The 20,295-nt window shown below is 52.5% G+C and carries 22 protein-coding genes; 16 read left to right on the plus strand and 6 right to left on the minus strand.

The window, feature by feature from the left end:
* Window positions 1-7: 7 nt before the first annotated feature.
* Both ACZ51B_RS12095 and ACZ51B_RS12100 read left to right on the plus strand, forming a co-directional pair.
* Complete coding sequence (locus ACZ51B_RS12095) at window positions 8-2,530, plus strand: hypothetical protein (protein ID WP_464293585.1); 2,523 nt, start codon at window positions 8-10, stop codon at window positions 2,528-2,530.
* Between the two features lie 143 nt (window positions 2,531-2,673).
* A complete protein-coding gene (locus tag ACZ51B_RS12100) occupies window positions 2,674-2,877 on the plus strand; it encodes a type II toxin-antitoxin system HicB family antitoxin (RefSeq protein ID WP_464293586.1) in 204 nt (67 codons plus the stop codon).
* Window positions 2,878-3,107: 230 nt separating this feature from the next.
* On the opposite strand, the gene ACZ51B_RS12105 is transcribed toward ACZ51B_RS12100, so the two are convergent.
* From ACZ51B_RS12105 to ACZ51B_RS12120, 4 genes are all read right to left on the minus strand, one after another.
* A complete protein-coding gene (locus ACZ51B_RS12105) occupies window positions 3,108-3,560 on the minus strand; it encodes a hypothetical protein (RefSeq protein WP_464293587.1) in 453 nt (150 codons plus the stop codon).
* Window positions 3,561-3,754: 194 nt separating this feature from the next.
* Window positions 3,755-4,066 (minus strand): hypothetical protein, encoded by a 312-nt coding sequence (locus ACZ51B_RS12110; RefSeq protein ID WP_464293588.1) that lies wholly within the window; start codon window positions 4,064-4,066, stop codon window positions 3,755-3,757.
* Complete coding sequence (locus tag ACZ51B_RS12115) at window positions 4,053-4,295, minus strand: hypothetical protein (protein WP_464293589.1); 243 nt, start codon at window positions 4,293-4,295, stop codon at window positions 4,053-4,055. The genes ACZ51B_RS12110 and ACZ51B_RS12115 overlap by 14 nt, the downstream gene beginning before the upstream one ends.
* Window positions 4,292-4,561: a hypothetical protein gene (locus ACZ51B_RS12120; RefSeq protein WP_464293590.1), complete on the minus strand. Its 270-nt coding sequence runs from the start codon at window positions 4,559-4,561 to the stop codon at window positions 4,292-4,294. The genes ACZ51B_RS12115 and ACZ51B_RS12120 overlap by 4 nt, the downstream gene beginning before the upstream one ends.
* 104 nt (window positions 4,562-4,665) lie before the next feature.
* On the opposite strand from ACZ51B_RS12120, the gene ACZ51B_RS12125 reads away from it, so the two are divergent.
* From ACZ51B_RS12125 to ACZ51B_RS12150, 6 genes are all read left to right on the plus strand, one after another.
* Window positions 4,666-5,328, plus strand: coding sequence for a LexA family protein (locus tag ACZ51B_RS12125; RefSeq protein ID WP_464293591.1), 663 nt, complete (start codon window positions 4,666-4,668; stop codon window positions 5,326-5,328).
* Between the two features lie 41 nt (window positions 5,329-5,369).
* Window positions 5,370-5,615 carry a hypothetical protein gene (locus ACZ51B_RS12130; RefSeq protein ID WP_464293592.1) on the plus strand — a complete coding sequence of 82 codons (246 nt, stop codon included), beginning with the start codon at window positions 5,370-5,372 and terminating at the stop codon, window positions 5,613-5,615.
* A 208-nt stretch (window positions 5,616-5,823) separates the two neighbouring features.
* Window positions 5,824-6,294, plus strand: a complete 471-nt coding sequence (locus ACZ51B_RS12135) for a M15 family metallopeptidase (RefSeq protein WP_464293593.1) — start codon at window positions 5,824-5,826, stop codon at window positions 6,292-6,294.
* 10 nt (window positions 6,295-6,304) lie between these two features.
* Complete coding sequence (locus ACZ51B_RS12140) at window positions 6,305-6,550, plus strand: hypothetical protein (protein WP_464293594.1); 246 nt, start codon at window positions 6,305-6,307, stop codon at window positions 6,548-6,550.
* A 378-nt stretch (window positions 6,551-6,928) separates the two neighbouring features.
* The gene (locus ACZ51B_RS12145) at window positions 6,929-7,171 is read left to right on the plus strand and encodes a hypothetical protein (protein ID WP_464293595.1); all 243 of its coding nucleotides are present in this window, start codon (window positions 6,929-6,931) and stop codon (window positions 7,169-7,171) included.
* A gap of 1,005 nt (window positions 7,172-8,176) precedes the next feature.
* Complete coding sequence (locus ACZ51B_RS12150; protein WP_464293596.1) at window positions 8,177-8,695, plus strand: hypothetical protein; 519 nt, start codon at window positions 8,177-8,179, stop codon at window positions 8,693-8,695.
* A gap of 29 nt (window positions 8,696-8,724) precedes the next feature.
* Here ACZ51B_RS12150 and ACZ51B_RS12155 read toward each other — a convergent pair whose 3' ends face one another.
* Window positions 8,725-9,081 carry a hypothetical protein gene (locus ACZ51B_RS12155; protein WP_464293597.1) on the minus strand — a complete coding sequence of 119 codons (357 nt, stop codon included), beginning with the start codon at window positions 9,079-9,081 and terminating at the stop codon, window positions 8,725-8,727.
* 62 nt (window positions 9,082-9,143) lie between these two features.
* Between ACZ51B_RS12155 and ACZ51B_RS12160 the strand changes: the two genes are divergently transcribed.
* The 8 genes from ACZ51B_RS12160 (at window position 9,144) to ACZ51B_RS12195 (ending at window position 19,915) form a co-directional block, all read left to right on the plus strand.
* A complete protein-coding gene (locus ACZ51B_RS12160; protein WP_464293598.1) occupies window positions 9,144-9,821 on the plus strand; it encodes a hypothetical protein in 678 nt (225 codons plus the stop codon).
* Complete coding sequence (locus tag ACZ51B_RS12165) at window positions 9,818-10,648, plus strand: hypothetical protein (RefSeq protein ID WP_464293599.1); 831 nt, start codon at window positions 9,818-9,820, stop codon at window positions 10,646-10,648. Before ACZ51B_RS12160 ends, ACZ51B_RS12165 begins: the two co-directional genes overlap by 4 nt.
* A 16-nt stretch (window positions 10,649-10,664) precedes the next feature.
* Window positions 10,665-10,985, plus strand: a complete 321-nt coding sequence (locus ACZ51B_RS12170; protein WP_464293600.1) for a hypothetical protein — start codon at window positions 10,665-10,667, stop codon at window positions 10,983-10,985.
* Window position 10,986: 1 nt separating this feature from the next.
* Window positions 10,987-12,924: a hypothetical protein gene (locus ACZ51B_RS12175; protein ID WP_464293601.1), complete on the plus strand. Its 1,938-nt coding sequence runs from the start codon at window positions 10,987-10,989 to the stop codon at window positions 12,922-12,924.
* A 122-nt stretch (window positions 12,925-13,046) separates the two neighbouring features.
* A complete protein-coding gene (locus ACZ51B_RS12180) occupies window positions 13,047-14,177 on the plus strand; it encodes an acyltransferase family protein (protein WP_464293602.1) in 1,131 nt (376 codons plus the stop codon).
* Between the two features lie 107 nt (window positions 14,178-14,284).
* The gene (locus tag ACZ51B_RS12185) at window positions 14,285-16,516 is read left to right on the plus strand and encodes a zeta toxin family protein (protein WP_464293603.1); all 2,232 of its coding nucleotides are present in this window, start codon (window positions 14,285-14,287) and stop codon (window positions 16,514-16,516) included.
* Between the two features lie 36 nt (window positions 16,517-16,552).
* Complete coding sequence (locus ACZ51B_RS12190; protein WP_464293604.1) at window positions 16,553-17,533, plus strand: hypothetical protein; 981 nt, start codon at window positions 16,553-16,555, stop codon at window positions 17,531-17,533.
* A gap of 96 nt (window positions 17,534-17,629) precedes the next feature.
* Entirely contained in the window at window positions 17,630-19,915 is a 2,286-nt protein-coding gene (locus tag ACZ51B_RS12195) for a glycoside hydrolase family 95 protein (protein ID WP_464293605.1), read from the plus strand.
* On the opposite strand, the gene ACZ51B_RS12200 is transcribed toward ACZ51B_RS12195, so the two are convergent.
* Window positions 19,912-20,280, minus strand: a complete 369-nt coding sequence (locus tag ACZ51B_RS12200) for a nuclear transport factor 2 family protein (protein WP_464293606.1) — start codon at window positions 20,278-20,280, stop codon at window positions 19,912-19,914. The genes ACZ51B_RS12195 and ACZ51B_RS12200 overlap by 4 nt on opposite strands.
* Between the last annotated feature and the right edge of the window lie 15 nt (window positions 20,281-20,295).

Raw genomic sequence — 20,295 nt, forward strand, 5'->3', positions numbered from 1 at the left:
TTAGGAAGTGTTACCTGTACTCGCTGCTCTGGTTCTCTTGCAGCAGGATTCTTCGGCGACTTACCATGCGTCGGATTCTGCTCCTTTGGTCGACCCTTTGCGTCCGGTGACTCGGATTGGGAAGGATTCTTTTAGCGTTCAGTATTGGACGACCGACCCTTGCGAGAGCAGGATTGAGTTGCGCGAGGGGCGGCTTCCCATGGTGGCTTTTGGGCATAAGCCGGATGGGGTGAAGCGGATTGTTGCGGGGCCGGTGGGGCAGCGGCAGTGGCACGTTTTTACGGTTTCTGGATTGAAGCCTGGGCAGCGGTATTACTATCGGATTTGGGACCCCGGGGCGAAGCCTACTGCCCGTGAGGCGGACTGGGGGGCAAAGGATGGTTGGCGGCGCGAGTATGCCGTTTCGACGGAGTCTAAGAAGGGGTTCAAGTCGATTATTCACTTGCCGGTGAAAGTTTTGTTGATGCCGAATGTGGTGAATTTGGAATCGGCATTTGACGATCCTGACAATCCGGCTGAGCTGCCTGAGAAGATGTCTGCTGCGGATTTGCAGAAGATTCGGGATGAGTATGCGGTTTCTTCGCGGATGCTTTGGGTGAATTCGGGGATGCGGCTTTGGGTGGATTATCAGATCTTTGTGGATGATCGGCTGGAGCGGTGGGGGCCGGAGCCGAAGGGTGCGAAGGGCGTTTATAAGGACTTGCCTGTTTGTCGGTCTTATGCGGGTGTGGATTATCAGGGACCAGGTGGCGGGACTTGGACCATTGTGGATACGAAGAACGTTGGTCGTGTGACGAATGACCCGGTGGTGGAGGCTTTGCCTTATTCGGGGCAGATTGAGCAGGCTTTCCCTCGGAAGTGGAATCCGGTTGCAAAGAAGTGGGAGTTTTATAACTCGGGTGGGGGCACTTATGGGGTGGATGAGTTTCCTCGGGGTGTTCCTGGTCGGTCTCAGTTTTTGGGTGGCGGGGATACGGCTTGGTTAGCGACTCATGAGTTTCATCATGATTTGGAGTCTCATGGGGAGTTTGGGCTTTCTAACCGTGAAGATGATCGGATTGTGTTTAACCATCCTGCGCCTAGGAAGCGCGTGACGAAGGGTGATGGCTCGGTTGATGAGCAGGCTTGGAGTACGAGTGGTCGGCATGGCGAGCATTGGGATGTGATGGCTTATTGGGATCGTCGGGTGAGTGATGCTCAGTGGCTGAGGAGTTACTTTGGGGAGACCTTGAGCGTGAAGGATTCGGATGAGGATGGGTTTCCGGATGATGATTCGCGTTTGCCGCTGGATGAGAAGCGGTTTGGGTCTTCTGTTTCGAATCGGGCTACTGATGGGGTGATGGGGGATTTGGAGAAGGTGATGCTTTCTCGATGGGTTCCTGGGCCTTTGCAGTCGAGTTGGACTAAGCCTGAGTATCAGGGCGTGGTTCCTAGTCCGAAGGTGCCTGCCCGTGATGGGGTGTTTGCTGGGAGTCCGGTGATTGTGCCTTTACAGGTTCGGGTGGATGGGAATCCCTTTGAGTGGAAGAACGTGCCTGTGGCTGGGAGCTTTGATAAGGGCGGGATTCACTTTGTGTTTAAGCAGGCTCATGATGAATCGGCTTACTACGGTTTGTATGAGATTAAGGGGCCGTGGGATAGGGTTTCGGGTGCTTTTGATGGTGAGGGAGAGGGTGTTTACTCGGGCAAAGGTGTGCTTGGGTTTGACGCGGTTCGGACCGATTTTGAGCCTGGTAGCGCGGGGCCGATTGGGCCTTTGGTGAGTGTGAAGCCTGCTTTTGGGGGTGCGCCAGGGTTGAAGGTGAAGGCCTCTAAGGTGGGGGAGAGCACCTTTGTTGAGTTCTCATTTCCTAACCGGGGGGATGGGCCTTGGTATTGGACTCGGGGTGGGCATGAGATTGGAGTTGAGCTGAATGTTTGGGATCAGCAAGGGCGGGGGTATTCGGTTTGGGAGGCTTATCACGTGCAGTATGCGCGGATGTTGGAGCCTAACGGGCGGTACTTGTTGCCTGCTGATGGCCCGGCTGAGTTGAGTGAGGGGGCTGGGGGCATCGTCTATCGGGTGGGCGATCCTAAGGTTAAGTTGGAGAAGGGGTGGACTGCTTCCGGTGGAGTTTGGAAGCATGAGGGAGATGAGTCTGCCCTATTCTTGGATGGGCTCATGGCGAAGGAGTTTGATCTTCTGGCGGTGATCGAGGCTAAGAGTGATGCGACCTTAGGGGGCTTTACCAAGCCCATTAAGAAGATGGGTGCTGGCGTTGGGTACGTAGGCTTTGTGGGTGGATTTGGCAATTCGGCGAGTCGGCTTCGAATATATGGTGAGGACCATGGGGATGAGGCGGTTGGGATGCCGGCTGGTGTTCACCGTGTGCAGCTGAGTCGTCGGGAGGGAGCGGTATGGCTGCTTCTTGATGGGAAAGTTGTGGGGTATCAGGTGGATCCTAATCCGCGTGCTGTGTTGGATCGTTTGGCGGTGTTAGGTGGATATGGTGGGGACCAGGTAGTTCGAGAGATACGGGTTCGATTATAGGTAACGGTTTAGTGATACATGTATTTGGAAAGAGGGCTCGCTTGCTGGTTTTCGAGTCCTCGTTTTTATGATATTTATGCCGGTAAGGCTGTTCGGTTGATGTACCAAACTCAAGAGTGTGGGATTGATTGGATGGGCGAAGAATGGTTGAGTATCAGGTTGTTTATCAGAAGGTTTATTTGAATTGGGGGGCCTATGTTCCCCAGATTCCTGGTTGTGCTGTTTTGGCTGAGACACGTGAGCAGGCTGAGATGGCGATTACGTTGGCGATCCAGCTTCATTCCTTTGCGAATCGCTCGGTGCCTGCGATGTGTTTAGTTTCTCGACAGAACCCGACTGAGGCTTAGTTGGGTGCGCAGATCACAGGAGCCGGTTTTGCAACCTTGGCGTCCTGTGACTCCCCTTTTCGCTCGGCATCTATCTGCCTGCGTTTGCGCAAGAGCAACGCTCTTCTCCTCTAAATTAACAGGAATCTAACTGTCTATTCGACGGTTAAGAATACGAGTATTTTGGCAGATGATTTTACGAATAAGATAGCTCTCTTTTGGGGAGGTTTTATGGTTCTAGCGGCACCTATTTAGGGAGTGCTGTTGACTCGTCTCACTTGCTCTTGACGAAGTCGGTTGTACTCTTTCCGCCTGTTTTGATCCCATTCTTTGATAATGGTTTGGACGATTGTTATGTCGTTGGTGGTTGTTCTGAGTTGTTTGCCTAGTGTTTGCAGGATAGCTCCGTAGAGGCTTCTGGCTGCGGGGTGATTCTTGAAAGTCCTGAGTGGTTTGTTGTTCACGTGGACGTGGTGGAAGATTTGGGTGTGCCAGTTCTTCCCTTCTTGATCGAGTTCTTTTAGTGCGAGCTCTACTTGCAGCAGTAGGAATGCTCTTGGGTCTGGATCGTTGATGGGGCGGTATTCGTTGGGTTTGTGGCCCTCATACATTCCGTGTGTCTCCGTTTGTTGTCTTGCTTGGAGGCATTGCCCAGCGATGTAGAGCGCAAATCTTGCGATTGCTCGTTGTTGGTGTTTGTCCATTTATATGAGCGCTATGAGAAATGTATCGAAAGTGTCGATATACTTGTGAAAGTAGTACTATTTACTGTATGATCTAGGCGTGAGAGCAGCGGCACCTTTTAAGGTGAGCGCCATGCTCTCAAGCACTGAAAAAGGGACCATTTGGGGCGGCGCCGGGACAAGCGTGCCGCCTCTTTTTTCGTTTCATGTAGGGTTTAGAAGTCGCCTCTGAGGAGGGCTAGGACTTGCGCTTTGGTTGCCTTTTCTTCCCAGACGATGACGCACTTACCGAGTCTGCGTCTTAGTTCTTCCATGGCTCTTGATCGGCTGATAATGCTTCGTGCTTGTCCGTCGCATCCTTCCATGACGGCATCGCCTATGGTGTAGTGGGGGTAGTTCCACTCGGTTTCTAGTCGTCGGGCGGCTCTTTTGAGGACGAGTTGGACTGACTTGCCTACTCGTTCTGTTTCGCCCTTGAAGTGGGGGCCAGGTTGTGAGAGGCGATCGTTTCGTTTATCGTGGCTCATTGATTTGTGCTCCTAGTAGTTGGTCCACTTGGTCTGCGATGGGTTTGCCTAGCCCGGCTCTTCTGACGAAACTGCGCATGTGGTCTTGCGTGGTTCTTGCTGGCTGAATTTGGATTGTGATGTCCCGTTTTTTCGGCAGGTGTGCTGCGAGTTGGGAGGTTGCGATTGAGCCAGCGAGGCAGAGGAAGATGATGGTGAAGGCGAATCTGTCGTCTGTGTTGAGCTTCATGCGTTTCCCCCTTTGGTGTTTTTGGAGGTTGTTTGGACGTAGTTGAGAAGCTTCCAGAGGGATTCTGCGATTTCTGGATCGATCTCCGGTGGTTGGGTGTCTTCGAGTGGCTCGACGAAGCGGCGATATACCAGTAGTGGTTGCTGCTGATCTGTTGACTCGACGAGACATTTGTTTGGGCACGTGACGGATGGGCCGCTATAGACCCAGTTTCCCGTGATTGCTTGTGCGCCTTTGAAGATGCGGACGGGTTGTCCTGATTGCATACTAAAATCTCCTGAATTGACAAAACGTCAATCAATGAATGCACTATAACATACATGTTTGACAAAACGTAAAGATTTTTGAAAAAGGTGTGCTATGATTTGTCATGTCATCAAAGAGTGACCCACGAGCGGAGATCAAGAAAGCGCTCGGTCTGTTTGATTTGAGCTATGCGTGGTTGGCTGAGCGAGTTGGTACGAGCAAGCAGAACGTGCATAACTGGTTGCGTGATGAGAATCCGGCGTCTCCGAGTGATTCGGAGATGTGGACTCGTATGTTGGAGGCGATTCCTCAATTTGATGTTGATCGTCCTCGGTTGCCTGTTTCTTTTAAGCGTCCTTTGATTCCGGTTGCGGGGCTGGTTCCTGCGGGTGAGTGGGGTGCGCCTTTGGACTCTGAGGAGTTCATTGAGGTGGATGCTAAGTTCGAAAGCCCCAAGCGGTTTGCTGCTTATGTGGTGGGGGACAGTTGCTATCCGTGTTTGGTGCCGGGTGATTTGACCATTTGGAACATGGATAACAATCCGATGTATGGCCGGATTGTTTTAGCTCAGCGGAAGGGGGATCACGGGTGTACGGTTAAGGAGTTGGCGTATGACGAGGAGCGTATGCGTCCGATTCTTCGTCCGATTAATCCGGCGCATGGTGAGCCTGCGGATGGGGATGGTTGGGGCGTGATTGCTCGGTTGGTGGGGGTGATTCGGGACGACGATGGTGTTGAGAAGACCTGGTACTCGCCTAAGGGTCTTACGCGTAAGCATTTTGACTGAATGATTGACAAATCGTCAAAGTGTGTTTGATGATTGTGGGTATGAGTAACGGTTTGTTGCGAGAGATGGTGGTTGTGCCGAGCCTTCTGGAGTTGGAGAGTTTGGAAGCGCGGTTTTTGGAGGTTCAGGCACGAGAGCAGGAGTTGTGGGAGCTGCAGCAGTTGGCGAATCGTGCTTGGTTGGATTATCGCCGTGGAACGCTGATGCCTTTGAAGGAAGAGTTAGAGGATGCGCGTGCTGTTCGGCGTCGGGCGGCTTTGTGTGGACATTCTCCGAAGAATTTTTGAACCTGATTTTGAGATTCTTTCGGGATTTGGGAACTGAATTGAGTTGAAAGTTGTTGCCATTTGCATGGGTTCCTATGCGTGATGCATAGGAACCCATTTTGTTTTAGGTGCTCTTGATTGTCATGGGCTCAGTTCCTGCCGATTTGGGATAGATTATAGTTGCATCCCATGCTTTGGGGTGCGCTTATTCGTTTAGGAGAAGATTGACATGGCAGATCGAGATTTGAATCACTTGTATCCGGATTTTCGGGCAAAGGTTGTTGCGATTATTGATGAGTTGAACCAGTGGTGTGCGGTTCATAAGGTTGGGTATCAGGCGATGCTGGTTGAGGGTTTCAGGTCGGCTGAGTACCAGCATAGTTTGTGGTTGCAGGGGCGGAACTCTGCTGGTGAGATTGTTGACAAGGGGAAGGTTGTGACCTATAAGGATGGGTTTAAGAAACCTTCGAACCACCAGACTGGGATGGCGGCTGACCTGGTTCCGCGAAAGGGGGATTCGATTGATTGGGACGACAACGGGTTCTTTGGGTATTTGCAGCATCTGGCGCACGTGCACGGGTTGACGAGCGGTGCGGACTGGATGAAGTTTAAGGATATGGATCACATTGAGTGGCCTACGGTTGACAAGGCAACTTATGCGAAGGCTGAGGCTTGGAAGAAGCAGTCTCATTTGAGTTAGGAGGGTTTTTATGAGTGAGCGGGAGGCGCAGGAGCGAGGTTTACGCCTCGTTCCTGCTTGGGGTCCTTTTGTTTGGACGTTGTTGGCGGCTGTGGCTGCTGGCGGGGCGACGTATGGGACGAATCAGGCGGTGAATGCGGCGCAGGATCGTCGGTTGGAGGCGTTGGAGTCTCAGGCGTCGCGGGCCAATGAGCGGTACGAGACGATTTTGACGAAGTTATCCCGGATTGAGGGGAAGTTGGGGATGGATCGGTAGGTTGTTGTTACGTGTGCCGGGCATACCGCCCTCGTTTTGTTGTTGAAGCGTTCTGGGCTGGGAACCGTTCGGTGTGATTTGGACCGTGGTTTCAGCACTTCAGGTTTGTGGTGGTTTGGTTACCAGGACTGCGTCTTTCGCTGGGACGGAGCGCCCTTTATGGGCTGATTTCTAGGTCTTTATAAGGAAGGGACAGTGATGGTCCCCGCCCTGGTGCTGCATTCGCTGCACCCCGCCCCTGTTCTGACGCTGCGAACTGGGCTGATATAGGTCGCCCCTTCAGAGCTACCGGACGTGGTTTGGGGGGAGTTGGGGAGCGTGTTGGTACCAGGACTGCGTCCTTCGCTGGGATGGGGTGCGCCATTCTTAGCGGAAGGGATGGTTAGGGTGTTTGCGTATGCCGGTCCGTTGGACCTCTCGGAGGGGTTTGGTGTCGTTGAGGGTTGGAGGCTTCTGGCACCCTTTCGGGGTGCGGTTCTAGGTGGGAGCTATCGGTGGGTCTTCGACGCCACCGCTACTTTCTGGCATCCCTTTTGGGATGCTTCGGAGGGGATGGGGAGCGTGCTTTCAGCACTTGGGGTTTGTGGTGGTTGGTTTCCAGGACTACGTCCTTCGCTCTGACGGAGCGCCCCGTTCGGGGCTTGGGATTTGCATTTATGGTCGTTGTGACCTGAGTTTAGAGTTAGTGGATTGTCTTTGTAAAGGAAGGGACTGTTTCGATCCCGCCCTGGTGCTATATCCGCGACACCTCGCCCCTGGGGTTAAGCTGCGCTTTCCCAGGCCTGGGCTTCGCTCCGACCTGGGCTGACGTCACCCCTTTAGGGCTTTCCGTGCGTGGGTTGTAGGGGACGTCCTTGGGACGGTGGTTTGTTGTGATGAGGAAGGGACCGTGGTGGTTCCAGCCGTGGTGGTGCATTTGCGGCGTCTTGAGCCTGGTTTAAAGCTGTGCATTGCGCCTGGGAGTGCTCGTTGCTCCTGCCTTGGTTTCTTGACGCTTTCGGACGTTGTTTGCCGGCTTATGAGTTATAGGACTTGGGGATTGCGAGTGGTCTTTTTGCCAGGACTGCGCGTTCGCTTGTCCTTCGCTGGGACGGAGTCTGGGGGCAATTGGGCTTATTGGGGCTTTCTATTTGTTCATCTCTTGAGGGCAGATCGTAGTTGATTTGGGTGGCTTTATCGGTTGTAACGAGGAGCGGGAAGCAGTTTTTTCGAGGGACCTCTTGGTTTGCTCAGTTCAGACATTGTGCGGGGTCTTCGTTTTGATTTTGGACTGGATCTAGCTGTTTAGATGCGGATTTGGTGGTCGTGCTAGGAGCCATGATCGCGTGATTTGACATTGTTGAAGGGATTTGTTGGTTGTCTTGGTTAGTCAACAGCAGTTTCGTTTGTCCTAACAGCCGTTTTTACTCGGGCTAGGATGCGGACTTACGTTGATGGGTTGGGTGGTTGACTTGTTAACTATCCGTGGTTTTGAAATCCGGTTAGAACTGCAAGTAGAAGGTGCTCGTTTTTGTTCTATTCAGGTAGGGGGGTGGGGCGTTGATTGGTGCGCTTGATATTTCTTATGAGTTGAAGAATCAACTTTTGCACTACTGGTGAGCCTGGTTTGTTTAGGGCTGGGAGTCGGTGGATCTGTTTCCGGGGAGTGTGAGTGGGGAGCGGATGGCCGTTTGGTATGACGCTAGCCGGTCGGGCTCTGGGCAGCGGATTTTGAGTTTGGGAAGTGATGGGCGGTTGTATGCGTTTGAGGAGGGATCGAATGATTTGGGGGGAACGATTGCGATGAGGGTGGTGACCAAGGAGCTTGGGACGGCGGGGTCTGACGGGACGATTAGTATTGAGACGGTTCAGCTTGTGGCGGACGCTGGGGCTGGGTCGGTTCAGATTGATCGGGTTTATCGGTCGCCGAATTCGCGGTATCGGACTTTGTTGGATTTGACGAATGCCGAGGCGGTGGCGAAGGGCGGCTATGTGACAGATGACGGGAAGCCTCATTCGGTGGTGAGTGCTCCGGCGGACGGAGATGGTGAGCGGGCTTTGACCGGGTGTTTGGATGTGACGATGAGCGCGCCCTCGGGGTCGCGTTTGTTTCGGATGATTGCGAAGGTTGTGCCTGCCGGTGTTTCGGGCGCTACTGGGGCTTAGGTGTTCTTTCCAAACGTTACGATGCGCTTTTAGAAGTTGGATAGATCGTTTGTAGTATCCAGGATAAGGTCCACGACATCCCCGGCGTTGTTAACGTATGTGTCGCGCTCGTTTTGGAATTGCTGCTTCACTTCAAGTTCTTCAGTTACTGCCAGTGGGATCCTTGGAACATTCAAGACGATGTGATCCTGAGTGTGCAGCACTAGCGGAACGAGCCAAGCTGCAAAGTCTTGACTAAGGCCCTGGTTTGTTACTGCTTTGTAGGCTAAGTCTAGGTCTCCATAGGTGCTCATCATTTGCTGGGCATCGTGGACAGCTGCTTCGAGTGCTTCGTAACCGGCTTCTGCGGCTTCGTCGCGGAGGGAATCTGGGATGTTGACGATCATGTTTGATTTTAACGCTATCAGCGGTCGTGCTGAAGCGGTGTTGGTATTGAGGAGGTCTAGTTTTGGCTAATAACAGTTTGAATCCTTATGCGAATAACACCTCTGCGATTCTTGGGGGATCGCGGGGGTTTGATCCTCAGGCTTATTCCGATTATGGGAAGAGCCTTGGGATTGATGTTCGTGGGAATAACGTTTTGGGGGATGTTTTTAACCATGCTGCGGTGGGTTTGGCTCCTCGGTTTTTGTCTTCGATAGGGCTTGGGAATTCTGTGGAGGGGACTCGGGAGAGTTCTCTTTTGGATGGGATTCGGAATCTATCGAGCAGTTATGCGCAGCAGTTGCAGAGCAACGCTTTGCGACAGGCTTTGGTGGGTGGGGCAAGTGACCAGGCTGCTCAGGCGGCGAACCAGTTGGGTGCGGCTGGTGGTGGGATTGGGGCTGTTCAGGGGGCTCGGATTCAGGCTTTGAATTCGGCGAACCAGACGGCGAACAATCAGATGAGTTTGCAGGCTTCGCCGGAGGGTCAGATGCAGCGGCAGAGTGCTTTGCAGCAGTTGATTCAGATGGCGCAGACTCCGGCTGGCTTTCAGCAGTTGACTCAGATGTTTGGTCCTTTGGAGCAGCGGCATCAGCAGAATGCTCGGGAGCAGGCGGCTGGTGGGCTTGGTGGTTTGCTTGGAAGTCTGGGTGGCGTGCTGGGTGCTGCGGGTGCTTATGGGCGGCGCGGGGGTGACGAGTGAGCATTGTTGATTTGATGGCGCTTGGGAAGCCTGTTCACAAGATGTATCGGGCTGGTGCTGAGGCTTACACTCGGTCGGCGAAGCAGCATGAGGATGCTGCGAATGCGAATATTGAGCGGGCGAATGTGGAGCCTCCGGAAGCAAAGGGGCTGAGCTATGGGGGTGAGGACCTTAAGCGGTTGGCGGTGCCTGGGCTGCTTTCGCTTGTGTTTGGTCGGCCGGAGCAAAAGCTGCGGAATTTTGGATCTCTGCTGGAGGGATATCACCAGGGGAAGCAGCAGCGTGTGGAGCAGATGAACCAGCAGGCGATGTCGGCGCATTTGGCGCGGCAGCGGCTTTTGTTGGGGCGGGCTGGGATGGCTGCGAAGCAGGGGGCGGCGGATCGGGAGCAGGCGGATGCTTCGAGTGAGGCGGCGGACAAGGCTGAGAAGTTGTTTGCTTCACGAGATAAGTATCGGAACTCGCCTGAGTGGCATGTGGGTGAGGCTCGGGCTAAGTCTGCGGTGGATGGGACTTTGCGGCGGTATGGGTATGAGGCTGGCTCGCCTGTGTTGTCGGGGATTTTGCGGGAGTCTCAGATGTTGGATCCAGCTTATCGGAACGCTTATGTGGAGAGTGGTCTGCTTGGGTTGAAGCCTGAGCGGTATGAGCTGCCGTTTGGTTTGGGGAGTTTTTCGCCAACCGAGGAGCAGATTCGTGGGATTTACCGGAAGCAGTGGGATGACTTGATGGAGCGGCACAGCTATCGGGCGCCGGACGCTGCGGTTGATCCGGGCGATTATGCGCTTTACAAGTGGTTGCTGCCTCGGTATTCGCGATTGAAGTGATGGGAGGAGTTTGGTTATGAGTTATCCGTTTCATGGGTTTGTGAGTGTGGGTCGTAATGAGTCGAACACGGTTTCGACGACGGGTGCGAAGGCTTTTCAGACGGTTGCGGCGACGCGTCGGTCGAACGTTTTGATTACGAATCACGATTCGACGAACAGTTTGTACGTGTATTTGGTGAATCGGAATTCGGCGGCTCCGACGATCTCTGGGGTTTCGAACAACGGGGTGATTGGTCCGGGTGGGAATTTGAATGTGCCTGTGGATCTGGGGGTTGAGATTTACGTTCAGGCGACGGGTGGGACGGTGGCGTTTAATGCTGTGGAGATGAGTTTCTGATATGGCGACTTTTTTACATGATACGTTTACAGATACTAACGGAACAACATTAACGGCGCATAGTCCAAACTCTGGCGGCCAGTGGCATGTTTCTGGAACGAACCTCTTACAAGTCGGCTCTGCCAGTTCATATGCCGGACTGGTTGCAGTCTCGCCTGGCGCGGGCAAAGATTACTTGTACTATAACGACGCTGCTCCAACAGGGGCAGACTATTCAGTTGTATGCTCTGTCGTGTTTGCGAACTCCACTGGCGCATCAGGCAATTTTGGAGTTATTGGTAGATGCGATAGTTCTTTTGTGAATTACTACTGGGGCGTGTACGATAAGGCAGCAAGCCAATGGGCCATTTACAAGAAAGTCGGTGGCAGTACAAGTAAACTCGCCTTTTTAAATGAATCCATTTCCGTTGGTACCACCTATAATCTTGTTCTCTCCATGTCCGGCAGCTCGATAAATTTGCTTGCTAATGGTGTGATTAAGTGTCAAGTCGTAGATACAGCAATCACTCAAATCGGCTATGCAGGTATACGATTGCAGGATACTTTGCCAGGGAATTCTTGGGTTTATCAGTTGGTTGACTCGGGAGCTTCAGCATATACTTTAGTGGCCTCCGCTGGTAGTGGGGCTAGCGGAGGGGTTTCTGGAGCTTTCGTCGTGACTCCCTCATCAGCAATTAGTTGTACTATTACTCCATCAGACAGTGGTGCAGGCGGCACATTCAGTCCTGCAATCTTGACATTTGCTTCGTCGGCAGCGCCGCAATCGTTTCGCTACTCTCCGCTTACTGTCGGCCAAAAGTCAATCTCGACAGCAAATAACGCTGGCCTTGTGGATCCAGCTTCTGTAACTTTCTCGAGCACAAATGAGTCATGGGTTTCTCCTAGCGACCCAAACCTTTATTACTCACCTTTCAATTGGGATTTGTCTTCGAATACGCGGGCGTATGCCGATTGTGGTGGTGCCTACCTAAAGGTGGGATTTACCGGCACTAGTTTGACCTTGCTGTTTGACCCAACAAACATCATGGGGTCATTCCCGAAGCTCGTCTACTCAATCGACAACTCTGCATTAACAACAACAAACCTTACGTCATCTGGGAGGGTTCTGCTTCAAAGTGGTCTATCGGCAGGAAGCCATACAGTGCAACTCTGGATTGCTGCAATTGACCATATTAATCGTTGGACAGCTCAGACCCAACCTCCAATTCCCACTGACGGTTTCTGCTTTTTAGGATTTATTCTCGATCCTTCTGCCACGAGCTTGGCGCCTGGTGGACAGATTTCGCTTAAGACAAAGACCTGTCTCGCTTACGGAGATTCGATAGCAGAGGGTTGCGGTTTATTGTCGTCAGGGTCAACAGTTTCTAGCTCTGATGGATCGCAATCACTAGTTTCACTTATCGCTGAGGGAATGCAGTGGGAAATTGGCATAATTGGATACCAAGGGCAAGGGTGGACAAACAGCGGGGTTGGAAACGTTCCCAATTTGGGCAGTGCTTTTGGCTACCACTATTCGGGCAAAGTGCGATCTTTTGCAACTCAGCCGGACTACGTCTTAATCCTCCATGGAACTAATGGCTCTCCGAGTGCTGCATCCATTTTGAGCACATTACAAAGCATAAGGGCATCACTTTCAACATCTAAGATCGTTCTATGCGTTCCTCCTGGAGGTTTTTCCAGGTCCAACATCGCCGCTGCTTACGCGACTTGGGGAGACACTAATTCCGTCTTTGTCGACTTGGGATCAGCGAATGATCTTCCTTCAAGCATCAATCCGTATAATCTGGAGGGAAGTGCTCATCCAAGTGCGAGGGGTTGCTCTCACTACGCCCCTATGTATGTTCAGAGAATTCAGGCAGCACTCTCACAAGGCGTCGTAAACTCTTCAAGCAATTTGAGAAATTCATCAATTGGGCAAGGACTATTTGCGATCGGATGAACGAGGTGGTTGGGGAGCCGTGTACGGAGAACTTTGTTTTTGTCGTCAGGAACTCATGTTTTGCTCGGTTCTTACGTTGAGATGGTCCCGTTCCTGTCGAGGCTGCAAGTAGACTGTCCAGCGTGAAAGCTGGCGCTCACGACTCCATGTCTTCAGTACGTCTCGATGCTGTTCGAGGTTTAGCTGCACTGTCTGTTCTTCTCTATCATGCCAAGGGACTCTTCCTTGTCGATTTTGGAAAAGCTCAGGGTCACTCGATTCTGGTCAAGGCGTTATATTCAATTTCGAGATACGGTCACGAAGCTGTGGTAGTTTTTTTTGTTCTAAGTGGCTTCTTAATTTCGGGATCGATAATTAACCAGCAGCAAAAAGGCAAGTGGTCAACAAAGAGTTATGCGGTAAATCGATTGACCCGCTTGTACGTAGTTCTTGTCCCTGTATTGCTAATAACGGCGATTCTCGATATGCAAGGACTCCGGCTATTTGGTAGTCTTGGAACTTATGGCGGGCCAACATACGGAGTCTTTACGCCAGAACCAGTATCAGATAATTTGACTTGGGTAGCCGGTCTTGGCAACCTATTCTTTTTACAGGGAGTCCTTGTCCCGACATTCGGCTCTGACTCCCCACTTTGGAGCTTAAGTTACGAGTTCTGGTATTACGTTGTCTTCCCCATGTTGGTGACAGCATATCTCAGCAAAGGAACTCTATTTAAGCGCGCTGCATGGGTCCTTGCGAGCGCCCTGATCCTCTTGTTTGTGGGCAAGAACATTTCAACATACTTTCTAATTTGGTTGATGGGCACACTGTTGTGCTTGTTGCGTCCAATGAAAGTTAAGAATCTGCTTCCATTGCAACTCTTGACGGGAGCAGCGTTTTTAGTGAGTCTGCCTATTCTTAAGGCTAAAGCACCTAATGCTGTGATCAGTGATTTTGGTGTTGGCGTGATGTTCTGCGTGTTTCTTTACACTTTGTTGCATGATGACGGTCGCACAACGAACACGATCTGGGCTCGGGCGGCTAAGACGGTTTCCGGGTTTTCCTATACTCTCTATTTGATTCACATGCCAATTTTGATTTTCCTGGCGGCTTGGTTGATTGGGACTGGCGAGCGGTGGCAGCCTAGTTTTCGGGGTGTGTGTGGGTTGGGTTTGGTGATGGCTGGATTGATTGGGGTGGCTTGGGGGTTGGCTGAGTTGACTGAGAAGCGGACCTCTGGTGTTCGGGAATGGGTGATGTCTCGGGTGGGGTAGGTCTTCGTCTGATTTGAGTTGGGTTTTGTGCCCGTTCTAGCTTTGGCTAGGACGGGTTTTTTTGTGCGTTACGAGAGGTGATTTGAGTGGCTTACAATCCGAATTATGTGAAGAAGCAGGTGCGTCCGGTGGGGGGGAGAGAGTCTCATGAGCCGGGGGTGCTGGCGAAAGTATTTGGGGCTTTGAGCGGTGCGCAAGGTGAGCGACTCATGAATGAGTTTCGCAAGGCAGATGCTCGGGAGGCTCGTCAACAGGCTGCCCAACAGGGTGGAAAGCCCAGAGGGGTTCCTCGATTGCCTGAAGTGCGTCCGAGGACTCTTGATGAGATGTTGCATCCCCAAGCAAGCCTCAGCGTGCTTGGGAGTGGTCTGGCCATGCCTCATGCTCCTACTATTGAGGAGACGATGGCTTTCTACCGAAAGCGCCAAGCCGAAGCTGCCGCCGCTGCGAAGCGTCACTGGGAAGTTGAGCAGGGCATTTATTCTAAGTTGCAGCGGGTTATGAAGGGCGCGGATGCCGTGTTGGGGCCGGTTCGACCTGATCGGCGAAAGGTGGTTCGGGAGTATTTTGACTCTTTGATCCGACATGGGGTGAAGGACCCGAGGGCTTTTCAGCAGGTGCTTGGATTGGCTAAGGCCGGTCGATATAACTACCTGAACATGAACCTGCACCCACAACGGGTGGTTGACTCGACTCCTTTTCGGTTAGACGAACTGTCCATGGCTATGAGGAACAAGGAGAAGACCTTGTATGACAAGCACCGAGACTCGCAGATTCCGACTGAGGCTGCGGAGAAGATTCTTGCCAGCAAGATGGGTCTTTCCTTGAGTGAGTTTCGCAAGAACCGTAAGTTGATTTCGGATCTTTGGTTGCGGACTTCAACTGGGCCCTACAAGCCTTTACCCGGGGATCGTCTTGATCCGATTACTCAGCGGCTGGCGGATTCTGTGCCGGATGACGCGACCGGCATTGCGCTTAGCTCTGTTGGTTCTGCGTTTGACTTGTTTCCTGACATCTTGCAGGAGGTGGTGGGTCGTGGCATTGGCTACAAGCCCGGGCAAGTTCTTGAGGATGAAGACATCCAGCGTTCCAGTGAGAACTCCAAGAAGATCTATCAGTTCATGAAGTACTTCGGGACCGGTGGCGTTGTGGCTGGTGCCGACGCCGCGAAAGCTTTCGAGCGGGTTCGCGAGGTTGGTGCCGAGCAGATGCTGCGTGAGATGGGAGAGGGCTTTGTGGCGGCCAATAACCCGTTCGGCAAGGACATGAGTGCGGTTGATCGGGTGCTGGCAGGGGCTAATCTTGCATTTTTAGCGCACGGGCTTTCGCATGCTGCGAAGGTTGGAATCAAGGAAGGGAATTACCTGAAGGCGGCGAAGGAGCTTCGGACGATGTCTGAGTCACCCGATGTTAAGGGAGGTGCGTTGACCCTTGCGCAGTCGTACAAGATGCTGAAGCTGCTTGATATGCGTGAGCAGAATTCCTGGCATGGAGTTCCCATTAAGGAGCCAGTTGGCAAGGAGTTACGCTTTAAGAAGTATCTCGGGAAAGTAAGGACCCATTATGATTCGCAGCACATCATGATGGCTCGGCGTTTGGATGAAATATTGCAGGCTCACCAGACCAGCAATATCAACACGCCAGAGCGTATCCAACTACGATCCAAGCTTTTGAAGAAGATGCAGGATGAGTACACGCAAAAGGAGCGTACTTATGGTGATCAGCCAGTTGCGACGATTGTCTTAGGGCGGCCTGGTTCTGGTAAGTCGACTGCAGTGTCGAATGAGATCCTGCGCTGGCCTGGAGCCCGATTGCTTGATCTTGATGCCATTACTCGTGAGCTGCCTGAATATACGCGGAGTGCTGCCTTAGGCCGTGTGCGGAATGAAGCAGCGCAGATTTTGGATCAGTTGCACGAGCACGCCATTCACAATCGGGAGGATCTGATTTGGTCGACACTGGGTACGAATCCCGAGTATGTCCAGTTTCGTCTGAAGCAGTTGAAGGATGCGGGGTACCACGTTGACTTGCGTCATGTGCATGTTGACGAGCCGACCGCCGTTGGTCGATCTACCAAGCGGTGGTATGACCGCGCCCAGAATCTGGTGGACGCAGACTTTATCTCGAACGTGTTAAAAGAGAAATCCTTTGAAACCTATAACCAGTTGAAGCACCGAAGGGATCTTGTCGATAGTTATAGGAATGTCCAAAATCAAGGTAACCCCGGGGCTAGCAAGAAGAAGCTTTTTAAGAAGCCGTCGAACCCGGTTTTCCCTAAACCTAAGGTGCTTGAGAAGTTTGGGGACCATCCATTTCTGGATAAAGAACCTGGTAAATAGTACTTGCTATTCGAGAGGTAATCTTAGTGCATAAGTATGGCTCATCTGGAACCTGTCACGGACTTGGAGGCATTTTTTCGAAAGAAGAGTTTGTTCGTTTTGACTGACCGGGTCATCGAATACATGCCGTTTAATCGTGAGTATTCTGGCCCTGTTTCGGTCGGAACTGGTGCATGGGTTTACCCACGATTCACTTTCGTGTGTCCGACTGATCAGTTGGAAGAAGCTTATGTTTTGGTTGCTGCGCTTCCCCCACATGGGTTCATTGTTTATTCGCGAATTAGGTGTGAAGCTGAAATTCAGTTGGACGGTGAGCGATTTTGGTTTGTGAAGCTTGTTGATGCTGTGCGGTGCTTGCGCAGCCTGCGGAGCGTTCCAAATCCTGGCTGTGTTACAGTAACAGGAGTCCGCCTTTCTTCCTCTAGGCCGTGGTTATATCCGCTGGTCGCCTTGTGCTTCCGCGTGCTTATGATGGGCCAAATCCAACCGAAGCTGGGGTACAGGTTTGATTCATTGGCTTCTGCTAACCGTTATATTCGATTCTTTCGAGGTAAGAGCTACTGCTTTCGGCTTGGCGATGTTGATGCTGGGGAAATGCACTTGCTTGCAAAGCTGCTGGATCGGTGCGCGAGAAAGAAGTGCGAGATTTCGGTAATTCGGAATCGGTGGCCTATGGTCACGAAGAAGGTTGGTGGGGACCGCTTTGACCTTGGATGGTTCAATTTGAAGATGAGTTCCAGCCTGTTTCCTGCTTCTAGAGACTATAAGAGGATTGAAGGTTTTTTATCTGAGACTTCTCCTAAAGACATTGGAGCGGTGAGATTTGAGGACGGGGCTTATCCTCATTGGAAGAGCAGGATGTTCTCCAAAAAGCGGAATTTTATGGATGTGTCGTGGATTGGACTTGAGGCGGAGGAGATGGGCTCTGAGGAGGCTGATTGGGAACAGCTTTCTCTCTATGAGCTCCATATGGAGCCTCGACGTTCGCCTTGGTACAGCATCTTTTTTGAGTGGTAGTTCAGCTCCTTAGTAAGAGTGTTGTTTTCGTGGGTGAAAGCGATTATTATGTATTGTTGTGTTCCTCCTGTGCGGGAGAGCACAAGTTAGGCAAAGATGACTCTCTTTCACTCCCTTCTTTTAGGCGTTTGTGTTGTGGCGGTTGGCAGCACATCGGCCAAGGCGCAATCGAATTTGAACTTGTGGTTTACCAAGCCCGCGGAGTCTTACTTGGAGGCTTGTCCGGTTGGGAACGGGCGGCTTGGGGCGATGCCGTTTGGCGGCGTTTCCCAGGAACGGGTTGTGTTGAATGAGCAGACCATGTGGTCGGGGTCGCCTGATGACAACGATCGCGAGAATGCGTACAAGGTGTTGCCGGAGATTCGTCGGCTTCTTTTTGCGGGTGAGAATCGGAAGGCCCAGGAGCTCCTTTACGAGAACTTTCTTTGTAAGGGCGCGGGGTCTGGCAGTGGGAATGGAAAGGACGTTCCTTTTGGCTGCTACCAGACATTGGGCGATCTCCAGTTGGAGCTTTCTGGTGGTTCTGAGGTGGTGCAGTATCACCGAGATCTTGATTTGGATACGGCGATTACTACGACTACTTACGAGCAGTCGGGCACCAAGTATCGCCGCGAGGTGTTTGCGAGTGGGCCGGATCAGGTGATTGTTTACCGGCTGACTGCGGACAAACCTGGGAGTTTGTCTCTGCTTGCGAAGTTGTCGCGTAAGGAGCGGGTTGAGTATGCCGTTGAGGGGACCGACTTTGTGATGGGTGGTCAGCTGAACAATGGCAAGCCAGATGGTAAGGGTGTTCGGTATCAGGCTCGGCTGCGGGCGGTTTGTGAGGGCGGCTCGGTTACGGTTGGGGCTGGCGGGATTTCTATTCAGAAGGCCAATTCGGTGACTTTGCTGATCTCAGCGGGGACGGACCTGGGCGACAAGGAGTTTTTGAAGTCGGTTTTGAAGCAGCTTGATTCGGCCTCTAAGCGGAGCTATGCTTCACTGAAGAGCCGGTCCGTGAAAGACCATCAGAGCTTCTTCCGACGCATGAGTTTGAGCTTGCCTAAGAGTGAGAAGTCGTCCTTATCGACTCCTGAGCGTGTGAAGGCGATGAGCAAGGGGTCGGAAGATCCGGATCTTCAGGCGCTGTACTTCCAGTACGGGCGTTATCTGCTGATTTGCAGTTCCCGTCCGGATAGTCCGTTTCCTGCCAACCTCCAAGGGATCTGGGCGGATGACTATCAGACGGCATGGAATGGCGACTGGCATTTGGATATCAACGTTCAGATGAACTATTGGTTGGCTGAGGCGACGAACCTTTCTGATTGCCATTTACCGCTGGTTCGGTTCATTAAGACGTTGGTGGAGCCGGGCAAGAAGACGGCCAAGGCTTACTACAACAGTCGCGGCTGGGTGAGCCATGTGATTAGCAATCCCTGGGGTTACACGGCTCCGGGTGAGGGCGCGAGTTGGGGTTCTACCTGCTCGGGTGGGGGCTGGTTGTGTTGGCACTTGTGGGCGCACTATCAGTACACGTTGGATAAGGATTATCTGAGATCGGTGTATCCGGTTTTGAAGGAGGCTTCGCTCTTCTTTAGCGACATGATGGTGCAGGAGCCGAAGCATGGATGGTTGGTGACGGCACCTTCCAACTCGCCGGAGAATGCTTACGTTCTGCCCAACGGGGATCAGCTGAACACGTGCATGGGGCCAACGATGGATAACCAGATTGTTCGGGAGCTGTTCTCGAATACCATTGAGGCTTCCAAGATCTTGGGTGAGGATGCAGGATTTCGAGCGGAGCTGGAGGCAAAGCGTGCCAAGTTGGCGCCGACCCAGATTGGGAAGCATGGTCAGATCATGGAGTGGCTGGAGGATTACGATGAGGCCGAGCCTCATCACCGGCACACCTCGAACCTATATGGTTTGCATCCTTCCAACCAGATCGATTCGATCAATACCCCTGAGTTGGCTAAGGCTGCGCGGGTGACTTTGGAGCGACGGGGCGACGAGAGCACGGGGTGGTCGATGGCTTGGAAGACGAACTTCTGGGCACGGCTTTTGGATGGTGACCATGCTAATACGTTGTGCAAACTGCTGATCGGGCGAGGTGCGGCGAACCTATTCTGCTTGCACCCACCGTTCCAGATTGATGGCAACTTTGGTGGGACTGCGGGGATGGCCGAGATGCTTTTGCAGAACCGACCTGGTGAGATTCACTTAATGCCGGCTGTGCCGAGTTCATGGAAGGCGCGCGGGTCGGTGAAGGGCCTGAAAGCACACGGTGGCTATACCGTTGACTTTGAGTGGGTGGATGGCCACGTGACGAAGTGGAAGGTCCGAGGGAAGAACCTGGACAAGGTGAAGGTTCGCGTGAACGGCGAACTGAAGTCGGCTGCCTAAGGGTTGATTCGTTGAGTGTAGTGCGCTGAGACTCGGCGCACGAGTCCGTTGGAGTCGACTTCCATGGTTTCTGCAGCGTGAAGGTTGTTCACGCTGTAGTATTCCAAGACCATGCTGCTCACGCCGGCATAGACGTTTTTGAGTTCGAAATGGAGGGTTGGGTAGGACTCCAACGCCTTGGCGAAGTATTGACGGAGGGCCTCTATGCCTCTGATTTTGCCTTGAGCATCTCCGATGAGTCGGTTCACGAATGGGGAGCTGAACTCGATCTCGGGGTGGTAGTGCCGCGTGATTCGGTCTAGGTCATGCGAGTTCCAAGCGAGGATCCATTCGTGGGCGAGTTGATTTGCCTGCTCTTGCGTCATGATTTGTTGACCCTT

The organism is Fimbriimonas sp. LA-C6, assembly GCF_055398105.1.

What these genes read in the sequence shown, in the direction of transcription:
- ACZ51B_RS12110 (WP_464293588.1), bottom strand. Translation starts at nt 4,066, where the DNA reads ATGAGCCACGATAAACGAAACGATCGCCTCTCACAACCTGGCCCCCAC.
- ACZ51B_RS12135 (WP_464293593.1), top strand. Translation starts at nt 5,824, where the DNA reads ATGGCAGATCGAGATTTGAATCACTTGTATCCGGATTTTCGGGCAAAG.
- ACZ51B_RS12145 (WP_464293595.1), top strand. Translation starts at nt 6,929, where the DNA reads ATGGTTAGGGTGTTTGCGTATGCCGGTCCGTTGGACCTCTCGGAGGGG.
- ACZ51B_RS12120 (WP_464293590.1), bottom strand. Translation starts at nt 4,561, where the DNA reads ATGCAATCAGGACAACCCGTCCGCATCTTCAAAGGCGCACAAGCAATC.
- ACZ51B_RS12170 (WP_464293600.1), top strand. Translation starts at nt 10,665, where the DNA reads ATGAGTTATCCGTTTCATGGGTTTGTGAGTGTGGGTCGTAATGAGTCG.
- ACZ51B_RS12175 (WP_464293601.1), top strand. Translation starts at nt 10,987, where the DNA reads ATGGCGACTTTTTTACATGATACGTTTACAGATACTAACGGAACAACA.
- ACZ51B_RS12155 (WP_464293597.1), bottom strand. Translation starts at nt 9,081, where the DNA reads ATGATCGTCAACATCCCAGATTCCCTCCGCGACGAAGCCGCAGAAGCC.
- ACZ51B_RS12140 (WP_464293594.1), top strand. Translation starts at nt 6,305, where the DNA reads ATGAGTGAGCGGGAGGCGCAGGAGCGAGGTTTACGCCTCGTTCCTGCT.
- ACZ51B_RS12190 (WP_464293604.1), top strand. Translation starts at nt 16,553, where the DNA reads ATGGCTCATCTGGAACCTGTCACGGACTTGGAGGCATTTTTTCGAAAG.
- ACZ51B_RS12195 (WP_464293605.1), top strand. Translation starts at nt 17,630, where the DNA reads ATGACTCTCTTTCACTCCCTTCTTTTAGGCGTTTGTGTTGTGGCGGTT.
- ACZ51B_RS12200 (WP_464293606.1), bottom strand. Translation starts at nt 20,280, where the DNA reads ATGACGCAAGAGCAGGCAAATCAACTCGCCCACGAATGGATCCTCGCT.
- ACZ51B_RS12115 (WP_464293589.1), bottom strand. Translation starts at nt 4,295, where the DNA reads ATGAAGCTCAACACAGACGACAGATTCGCCTTCACCATCATCTTCCTC.
- ACZ51B_RS12105 (WP_464293587.1), bottom strand. Translation starts at nt 3,560, where the DNA reads ATGGACAAACACCAACAACGAGCAATCGCAAGATTTGCGCTCTACATC.
- ACZ51B_RS12130 (WP_464293592.1), top strand. Translation starts at nt 5,370, where the DNA reads ATGAGTAACGGTTTGTTGCGAGAGATGGTGGTTGTGCCGAGCCTTCTG.
- ACZ51B_RS12125 (WP_464293591.1), top strand. Translation starts at nt 4,666, where the DNA reads ATGTCATCAAAGAGTGACCCACGAGCGGAGATCAAGAAAGCGCTCGGT.
- ACZ51B_RS12100 (WP_464293586.1), top strand. Translation starts at nt 2,674, where the DNA reads ATGGTTGAGTATCAGGTTGTTTATCAGAAGGTTTATTTGAATTGGGGG.